Source organism: Mesorhizobium sp. M4B.F.Ca.ET.203.01.1.1 (assembly GCF_004791025.1).
Classification (GTDB): Bacteria; Pseudomonadota; Alphaproteobacteria; order Rhizobiales; family Rhizobiaceae; genus Mesorhizobium; species Mesorhizobium abyssinicae.
The window spans coordinates 1-8525 of sequence record NZ_SRUO01000033.1 but is presented as its reverse complement, the minus strand read 5'-3'; the positions used below and the strand labels follow the sequence as shown (position 1 = coordinate 8525).

General features: G+C 66.2%; 7 protein-coding genes and 2 pseudogenes. 3 read left to right on the top strand and 6 right to left on the bottom strand.

All coding sequences use genetic code 11. The features are described 5' to 3' along the window. The 3 genes and pseudogenes from EN846_RS33315 to EN846_RS33300 all read left to right on the top strand — a co-directional run. A pseudogene (locus EN846_RS33315) lies at positions 1-102 on the top strand (IS110 family transposase); the annotation flags it as partial. Between the two features lie 198 nt (positions 103-300). Beyond that, the gene (locus EN846_RS33310) at positions 301-2169 is read left to right on the top strand and encodes a DEAD/DEAH box helicase (RefSeq protein ID WP_127392842.1); all 1869 of its coding nucleotides are present in this window, start codon (positions 301-303) and stop codon (positions 2167-2169) included. Between the two features lie 378 nt (positions 2170-2547). Beyond that, entirely contained in the window at positions 2548-3276 is a 729-nt protein-coding gene (locus EN846_RS33300) for a DUF805 domain-containing protein (RefSeq protein WP_127392841.1), read from the top strand. A 38-nt stretch (positions 3277-3314) separates the two neighbouring features. Here EN846_RS33300 and EN846_RS33295 read toward each other — a convergent pair. From EN846_RS33295 to leuD, 6 genes and pseudogenes are all read right to left on the bottom strand, one after another. After that, positions 3315-3608: pseudogene (locus EN846_RS33295) on the bottom strand (GNAT family N-acetyltransferase); the annotation flags it as partial. Between the two features lie 70 nt (positions 3609-3678). Then, positions 3679-4782 (bottom strand): 3-isopropylmalate dehydrogenase, encoded by a 1104-nt coding sequence (gene leuB, locus EN846_RS33290; RefSeq protein ID WP_127392840.1) that lies wholly within the window; start codon positions 4780-4782, stop codon positions 3679-3681. Positions 4783-5381: 599 nt separating this feature from the next. Next, positions 5382-5732: a VOC family protein gene (locus tag EN846_RS33285; RefSeq protein WP_127392843.1), complete on the bottom strand. Its 351-nt coding sequence runs from the start codon at positions 5730-5732 to the stop codon at positions 5382-5384. Positions 5733-5783: 51 nt separating this feature from the next. Further along, positions 5784-6167, bottom strand: coding sequence for a RidA family protein (locus EN846_RS33280; protein ID WP_127392839.1), 384 nt, complete (start codon positions 6165-6167; stop codon positions 5784-5786). A gap of 311 nt (positions 6168-6478) precedes the next feature. Beyond that, complete coding sequence (locus EN846_RS33270; protein WP_127392838.1) at positions 6479-7414, bottom strand: hypothetical protein; 936 nt, start codon at positions 7412-7414, stop codon at positions 6479-6481. A 73-nt stretch (positions 7415-7487) separates the two neighbouring features. After that, positions 7488-8093: a 3-isopropylmalate dehydratase small subunit gene (gene leuD, locus EN846_RS33265; protein ID WP_127285506.1), complete on the bottom strand. Its 606-nt coding sequence runs from the start codon at positions 8091-8093 to the stop codon at positions 7488-7490. Positions 8094-8525 lie beyond the last annotated feature (432 nt).

The following is an 8525-nucleotide window of genomic DNA, read 5'->3' as shown; positions in this document are numbered from 1 at the left end:
GTCGGCAAGCCGAAGATCGTCGCCGTCGTGGCCGTCATGCGAAAGCTGCTGACCATTCTCAACGCCATCATCCGCGACCAAAAACCATGGCAAACAGCTTGACAGCCAAGACAGTCGCTCTCCCCGTATAATGACGGGGAGAGGGGCGCTCTCGCCAGCGGTTTCGCCAATCGCCGCGCTGCGCACTGCCCTGTACAATGGCGGCCGCAGGAAGTAGGAACGCCCAAATACCGTTTGCCCGGCGCATACCGGCCTTGTGCTCCACGACGGGCACAAAACCCCGAATTCCGAAAGAGAAAAATGTCCAGTTTCGAAACGATCGTGCCTGCGCTTGCAGAGGCGCTGGAAAAACGCGGCTATACCGCGCTGACGCCGGTGCAGCAGGCGGTGCTGGCGACCGAGCTCGGCGCGGCCGACGCGCTGGTCTCGGCCCAGACCGGCTCCGGCAAGACCGTCGCCTTCGGCCTTGCCTTGGCGCCGACCCTGCTCGGCGGCGCGGAGCGTTTCACCGATGCCGGCGCGCCGCTCGGCCTGGTGGTGGCGCCGACGCGGGAGCTGGCGCTGCAGGTGCGGCGCGAGCTCGAATGGCTTTATGAGCTGACCGGGGCGCAGATAGCCTCCTGCGTCGGCGGCATGGACATGCGCAGCGAGCGGCGGGCGCTGGAGCGCGGCGCCGACATCGTCGTCGGTACGCCGGGCCGACTGCGCGACCACATCACCCGCGGCGCGCTCGACATGTCGGCGCTCAGGGCCGTGGTGCTGGACGAGGCCGACGAGATGCTCGATCTCGGTTTTCGCGAGGACCTCGAATTCATCCTCGACGCCGCGCCCGCCGAGCGCCGCACGCTGATGTTTTCGGCCACCGTGCCGCGCTCGATCGCGACGCTGGCGAAGAGCTACCAGCGCGATGCCGTGCGCATTTCCGCCGGCGGCGAGGCAAAGCAGCATCTCGACATCGAATACCGGGCGCTCTCCGTGGCACCCGCCGACCGCGAGAACGCCATCATCAACGTGCTGCGCTATTACGAGGCGACCAACGCCATGGTGTTCTGCAACACCCGCGCCGCCGTCAACCATCTCACCGCGCGCTTCAACAACCGCAATTTCGCCGTCGTGGCATTGTCCGGCGAGCTCAGCCAGAACGAGCGCAGCCACGCGCTGCAGGCGATGCGCGACGGCCGCGCAAAAGTCTGCATCGCCACCGACGTGGCGGCGCGCGGCATCGACCTGCCCAATCTCGACCTGGTCATCCATGCCGACCTGCCGACCAACCCTGAAACGCTGCTGCACCGCAGCGGCCGCACCGGGCGGGCCGGGCGGAAAGGCGTCAGCGCGTTGATCGTGCCGAACAACGCCCGCAGGCACACCGAGCGCCTGCTCAACAATGCCGGCCTGACCGCGACCTGGGCGAGCCCGCCCTCGGCCGACGAGGTGCTGCGCCGCGACGACGAGCGCATCCTCGCCGACCCGGCCTTCGGCGAGCCGGTGAGCGACGACGAACGCGGTTTCGTCGAAACCCTGCTCGAGCGCCACGGCGCCGAACGGGTCGCCGCCGCCTTCGTGCGGCTCTGCCGCGGCAGCCGCTCGGCACCGGAAGACCTGCTCGACGTCGCGCCGTTCACGCCAACGGGCGACAGGCCGGCGCGGCGCGACGAGCAGCCCAGCCGCCGCGACGATTTCGGCGACAGCGTCTGGTTCTCGCTGTCGGTCGGCCGCCGGCAGAATGCCGAGCCGCGCTGGCTGATCCCGATGCTGTGCCGCACCGGCAATATCTCGAAGCGCGAGATCGGCGCCATCAAGATGCAGCCGGAAGAGACCTTCGTGCAGATCGCCGCCGACTGGGCCGACCGCTTCCTGGCGGCAATTGGCCCCGACCGCAAATTGCAGAACAACATCGCGGTCAAGCGGCTCGACGGCACGCCCGACCTGTCGCGGGCCGGCTACCAGCCGCCGAAGCCCGACAAGAAGCCGCATCGCGGCAAGCGGCCCTTCGAGGCGAACGCGCCCCAAGGTGCTCACAAGCCGAAATTCGAAAAGCGCGGGCAGCCCGAACGCACCGGCGCGACGGAGACCAAGCCCTGGGCGAAAAAGCCCGGCAAGCCGAAATTCGACAAACCAAGGTCCGACGGGCCGGCAAAGCACAAGAAGCCGAAGAACCGGCCGGGCTGAGCGTCTCATCGGATTCAGCGGTCCGTGGGCCCATCCAGCGATTCGTTGATGCAATCGCACCAATTGCCGAAGGCGCCGCCGCCCCTCATCGCCCTGCCGGGCACTTCTCCCCGTATAGTGACGGGGAGAAGAGGCTGGCCGCGATCTTGGCACCCATCCTGCGATGGCGATTGGTGAAATCGGCGATGGCAGCGCCCCTCTCCCCGTCACTATACGGGGAGAGGATGCCGGCAGGCAGGTGAGGGGCGGCGCCCACCTCGGATAGGCAAAGGAACGGGAGGCAGACCTGAAACGATTGCTCACCATGTCCGGCATGCCTCTTGCGATCCGCGTCGACTTTGAACAGTCTGGGCAAGGCGCAACTTTGGGGGCAAGGCCATGCGCGGCGAAATTCTGCACTATGACGAGGACCAGGGTTTTGGTTTCCTCACCGGAGCCGACGGCAACCGCTACAGCTTCGCGCGCGAGGACATGCGCCGCGAGACCTCGCTGACCAAGGGCGCTGTGGTCGAGTTCCAGCCGGATCGCGGCCAGGCGCGCAACGTCTACTCGGTCCGTCCACAGGCCTCGGCCTCCCCAGGCGCCACCGCCCCAACCGCCGCGCCGCCGCAGCAAGCCGCCCTTAGGCCGGCGGCCGCACAGCACTTCGGCCGCGCGGCCGACGCAGGCCCAGCTCAGTCCACCGGTCTGTGGGACTATTTCTGGCGGGCGGTGACGCGAAACTATTTCAACTTCGCCGACCGCGCCCGCCGCAAGGAATTCTGGGCCTTCTGCCTGTTCTGGACCATCAGCGTCATCGCGGTCGTCGCCATCGGCCTCGCCGCCGACGCGGCGATCGGCGATCTCGAGCCCGGCCAGGAAATGCCGGCGATGACGGTCGGCCTTTGCGGCCTGTTCATCCTGGCGTCGATCCCGCCCTGGATCGGCCTGATCGTGCGCCGCCTGCACGACATCGGCCTGACCGGCTGGCTCGCCATCCTCTGCTTCATCCCGACGATTGGCGGCCTCGCGACGCTGGTCTTCGCGCTGATCCCGACGCAAACCCGCGAGAACCAGTGGGGCCCGGTGCCGCAGGGCGTCAAGCGCTCGGCACCAAGCTGCGTGTAGAAGCGCCGCGCGCCGTCGTTCCAGTCCTCGGTGGTCAGGTCGATGCGGCCGATGCCGTGGCTCAGGCAATGACCGGCGAGAAACGCGATCAGCGCGCGGCCGGCGCCCTGGTTGCGGGCGCCTTCGCGCACGAAAAGATCCTTCAGGAACATCAGCCGTTCGAGATCGATGCCGGGATGCGCGATGGCCACCGAAGCCAGGCCGGCAACCTCGCCGCCGGCGAAAGCGAGCGCGAAATGCGGGTAGGCCGGGCTTTCATCGGTGAGCCACTGCCGCGCCGCAGCCAGCACCCGGTCGTGATCGAGCTGCGTCTGCCGGTAATGCGCCGCCATCTCGCAAAGGATGGTGGCGAGCGCCGCCGCGTCTTCAGTCGTCGCCCAGCGGACGTCGACCGCCATGGGATCAGCCCAGGAACTTGGCGATGATGGCGTCGCCCATTTGCACCGTGCCGACCTCGGTCATGCCTTCGGACATGACGTCCTTGGTGCGCAGGCCGTCGTCGAGCACGGCGGCAATCGCCGCTTCGAGCTTGTCGGCTTCGGCCACCATGCCGAAGGAATAGCGCAGGCACATGGCGAAGGATGCGATCATGGCGATCGGGTTGGCGATGCCCTTGCCGGCGATGTCGGGCGCCGAGCCGTGCACCGGCTCGTAGAGCGCCTTGCGCTTCTTAGTCTTGACGTCAGGCGCGCCGAGCGAGGCCGACGGCAGCATGCCGATCGAGCCGGTGAGCATGGCGGCGATGTCGGAAAGCATGTCGCCGAACAGATTGTCGGTGACGATGACGTCGAACTGCTTCGGCCAGCGCACCAGCTGCATGCCGCCGGCGTCGGCCAGCATATGGTCGAGCTTGACGTCCGAATATTTCGCCGCGTGCGTCTGGCTGACCACCTCGTTCCACAGCACGCCGGATTTCATGACGTTGCGCTTTTCCATCGAGGTGACGTGGTTCTTGCGCGTGCGGGCCAGCTCGAAGGCGACGCCGGAGATGCGCTCGATCTCGAACGTGTCGTAGACCTGCGTGTCGATGCCGCGCTTCTGGCCGTTGCCGAGATCGATGATCTGCTTCGGCTCGCCGAAATAGACGCCGCCGGTGAGCTCGCGCACGATCAGGATGTCGAGGCCCTCGACCACCTCCTGCTTCAGCGAGGAGGACGCGGCAAGCGCCGGGTAGCAGATCGCCGGACGCAGATTGGCGAACAGCTCCATGTCCTTGCGCAGGCGCAAGAGTCCGGCCTCGGGGCGCACTTCGTAAGGCACCTTGTCCCATTTCGGCCCGCCGACGGCGCCGAACAGCACGGCATCCGCTGCCATCGCCTTTGCCATGTCGGCATCCGAGATCGCCGCGCCATGCGCGTCGTAGGCGCAGCCGCCGACCAGCCCCTCATCGGTGGCAAAACCGCTGCCGAGTTCTTCGTTCATGGCCGCGATCAGCTTCTTCACCTCGGCCATCGCTTCGGGGCCGATGCCGTCGCCGGCGAGCAGGAGGAGATTTTTCGAAGCCATGGAGAACCATCCCGATAGTGTTTGGAGAAACCGCGGCCTTGCTAAACGCCAAGTGGTCCGTACGCAAGGGGATGCAGAAGGCCGCGACGCCCCTTGCACCTGCCGGCCCTGCAGGAACTGGGTCCTCGCCCCCGCCAGAGGCGGGGGAGAGGTGGCCGAGAAGCGGACGGAGAGGGGGTCTTCGTAGGGTGCTGCCCCAGCTCCGTCTCGGCTTCGCCGAGCCACCTCTCCCCACGTCTAGGGAATGCACGCATCTTCTGTGAGTGGCGTGACTGATCGGCCGAGCCTTGATTGCCCCGTGGTTCCCCCAATCCGTCGCTGCTTCGCAGCGCCACCTTTCCCCCCTCCGGAGGGAAAGGAAGGGAGCATTGGTGGACGAGCGTTGACGGCAAAAGGCCTGGCGTCTTTCCTCTACCCCGTCGATCGGGGGAGAGGTGGCTCGGCGAAGCCGAGACGGAGTGGGGGTCGACCAGCGCTACATTAGACAATCCATGCGCCAAGCTGCCATGCACGCTATCGCAAAAACCAGCCGCTTGGAAATGCGTGCATGCCATAGCCCACTGTGTGGGCGAGAAACCCAAGCTGGAATAGCGGCGCGCCTACCGGTGCGAAAGGACATTCACCAGCCGGCCGAACGGGTCGCGCACAAAGAAGCGCCGCACGCCCCAGGGCTCGTCGGCCGGGCCGTATTCGATGGCGAAGCCGGCCTTGCGCATGGCCGCAAGCGCCTCGTCGACGTCGTCGACCTCGATCGACAGATCAGGCACCGGCGTGCCGGAGCCGCCCTCGGTCATGAAGCTGATCTGCACCGTCATCGTCTCGGCCGAGCCGCTGGTGACGATCCAGCCTCGGTCCATCAAAACATCGAGCCCGAGCACGTCCTGATAGAAATGCTGCGCAGCGGCGGTGTCCTGCGTGGCGATGTTGGCGACGATGCGCTTGACCTTCACCATCGGCTGATCCTCGCTTTGTGCAAGCGCCCCGGTCTTGCGCGACCTGCATCAGGCCGTGCGCTTGAGCGCGGTCACTTCGATCTCGATCTTCATCTCCGGCTTGTTGAGCTGGCAGACGATCATCGTCGCCGCCGGCCGGATATCGCCGAACGCCTCGCCGAGGATCGGGAACACCACGTCAACATAGGCCTGGTCGGTGATGTAGTAATGCACCCGCACCACATCGGCCATCTCGAAGCCTCCGTCGGCCAGGGCCTTTGCAATGGTGGCGAGGCAATTGCGCGTCTGCGCCTCGACCGTGTCGGGCATGGTCATGGTGGCATAGTCATAGCCGGTGGTTCCCGAGACGAAGCACGAGTCGCCCTGCACCACCGCGCGCGAATAGCCGGCGGTTTTCTCGAAGGGCGAGCCGGTGGAGATGAGTGTGCGCATGGAAACCTCGCAGTTGTTGCGGTTATCCTGAAGCAGACGGGCGATCCGGTCGTGAGCCAGGGAGCATCGATTGTCGGTGCAAAACTTTGATGCTGGCGGGCCAGCGCCCCCCTCTGGCCTGCCGGCCATCTTCCCCACTTGGGGGGAGATCAGATGTCGCCTTGGCTTTCGCCAACCACCAACGTTGCAAGGCGGGCGGGGCGCCGAAACAGCCAATCTCCCCCCAAGTGGGGGAGATGGCCGGCAGGACAGAGGGGGGCGCGAAGGAACGCGGCGAAGCAGAAGGCGCTCACGCGCCGCCCGGCAAGAACCTAATTCGCCGCCCCCTGCGCGTCGTCATATGCTTTCTTGATATCCGCTGGCCAATCCTTCAGCGGCGGCCGAGCATCGGGCTCGCCATTGTCGCCGCGGCGGGCGAAATAGACCATGTGCTTGACCGGGTCGACCGCCATGAAGCCGTCATTGCCGCCGCAATCGTGCGGCACGCAGCCGGTGGCGTAGAAGGCGCCGGATGCGGTCCTTTCGGTGCCGCCGCCGACCAGCAGGCTGGTCGCCATGTCCGGCATGGTGTCGCCGAGCACCGCCTGCGCCGCCTTGTAGACGGCCTCGTTGTGGAAGGCGTCGATGATGTTGTCGTATTTCGACGGGTCGACATCCTTCCAGTCGGTGCCGGATTCCGGCGTGTAGGTGAGGTTGCCGGAGGTGGTCAGCCCTTCGGTCGGCGACCATTGCAGCGCCGCTCTCGTCTCTCCCGGCAGCAGGAAGGGCACATAGTAGATGGCGCTGTCGGAAACCGCGGGCGGCGGCGCGCCGCATTCGTCCTGCTCGACGGTGGCGGTCTGGATCTCGCCGCCTTCCGGCTTCCAGGCGATGACGCTCGCCGGCCCGCATTGATTGCCGCCATCGCCGACATCGAACAGTGCGACCTTGACGCCGCCGACCTCGACAATCTTGTCGAAGAAGACGTCGTAATTGTCGGCGAGCTGCTTGCCGTCATAGGCGAGCACCTTCTCGCCATACTCCTCCTGCTGGGTGATGGTGAACTGGCCTCCCTCGAACGGGATCGGCGCCTGCTTGTCCTCGTCGGCCGGCGCCGCATCGGTGGTGCTCGACGCGCCCTGGTCGGCGGCGCCGCCGGACGCATCGTCGGCCGGCACCAGCACCGGGTCGGTCTGGGCATGCGCGCCCGCCATCGGCAGCAGGTTCACCGCCAGCGCGCAGGCGCCGGCCAGAAGCGAGCGTGTCATGACTGTCCCTCCGTTCAGCCGCAGCACGAACCCGGCCTGTCGTGGCCGGGCTTAACCATTCAGATACAGACGATCAGGCCCAGGGGCGCTGCGCGGCGTTCTTCTGTTCGAACGAGGCGATGGCGCCGGCCTTCTCCATGGTCAGGCCGATGTCGTCCAGCCCGTTGAGCAGGCAGTGACGCTTGAAGTCGTCGAGGTCGAACGTGACCACGCCGCCGTCGGGGCCGCGGATCTCCTTGGCCTCGAGATCGACCGACAGCGTGGCGTTGGAGCCGCGCGAGGCGTCGTCCATCAGCTTGTCCAGGTCTTCCGGGCTGACGGTGATCGGCAGGATGCCGTTCTTGAAGCAGTTGTTGTAGAAGATGTCGGCGAACGAGGTCGAGATGACGCAGCGAATGCCGAAATCGAGCAGCGCCCACGGCGCGTGCTCGCGGCTCGAGCCGCAGCCGAAATTGTCGCCGGCGACCAGGATCTGCGCCTTGCGATAGGCCGGCTTGTTGAGCACGAAGTCGGGGTTCTCCGAGCCGTCCTCCTTGTAGCGCATCTCGGCGAACAGGCCGGTGCCGAGCCCGGTGCGCTTGATCGTCTTCAGATAATCCTTGGGGATGATCATGTCGGTGTCGATGTTGACGATCGGCATCGGCGCGGCGACGCCGGTCAGCTTGGTGAATTTGTCCATTGGCTTTTGCCCGTTTTTCGTTGCGGGGGATTTGCTGGCGCACGGTTTACACAAAGCCGGCGGCAAATGAAAGGCAACTGTTCGTGCGCGGATCGGCGGTCAGAAAAGACTTCGAAATCCTGGCCCCTTGGTGCAGTCTGGCGCCCATGACCGAACCATCCCGCGTCCTCTATGCCAGCGAGCCGGCGGTCGGCGTCGCCGAGTTCCGCCGCGTGCTGGTGGAATCCGGCCTCGGCGAGACGCGCCCCGTCGACGCGTCGTGATCCTTCGCGCCCCCCTCTGCCCTGCCGGGCATCTCCCCCACGAGGGCAGGGCTATCGCATATGGGTTAGCGCCTGGATGAGATAGTCGTCGTTCCAGGCGCATTTCTTGATGCGGTGGCTGATGGGGACTTTGTCGGCATCGGCTGCCTGGAGGACGTTTCTGGCGATG

Bases quoted from the DNA above. Each gene is read 5' to 3' on its own strand.
- leuD (WP_127285506.1), bottom strand. From the start codon at position 8,093: ATGGACAAATTCACCAAGCTGACCGGCGTCGCCGCGCCGATGCCGATC.
- leuB (WP_127392840.1), bottom strand. From the start codon at position 4,782: ATGGCTTCGAAAAATCTCCTCCTGCTCGCCGGCGACGGCATCGGCCCC.
- EN846_RS33310 (WP_127392842.1), top strand. From the start codon at position 301: ATGTCCAGTTTCGAAACGATCGTGCCTGCGCTTGCAGAGGCGCTGGAA.
- EN846_RS33280 (WP_127392839.1), bottom strand. From the start codon at position 6,167: ATGCGCACACTCATCTCCACCGGCTCGCCCTTCGAGAAAACCGCCGGC.
- EN846_RS33300 (WP_127392841.1), top strand. From the start codon at position 2,548: ATGCGCGGCGAAATTCTGCACTATGACGAGGACCAGGGTTTTGGTTTC.
- EN846_RS33270 (WP_127392838.1), bottom strand. From the start codon at position 7,414: ATGACACGCTCGCTTCTGGCCGGCGCCTGCGCGCTGGCGGTGAACCTG.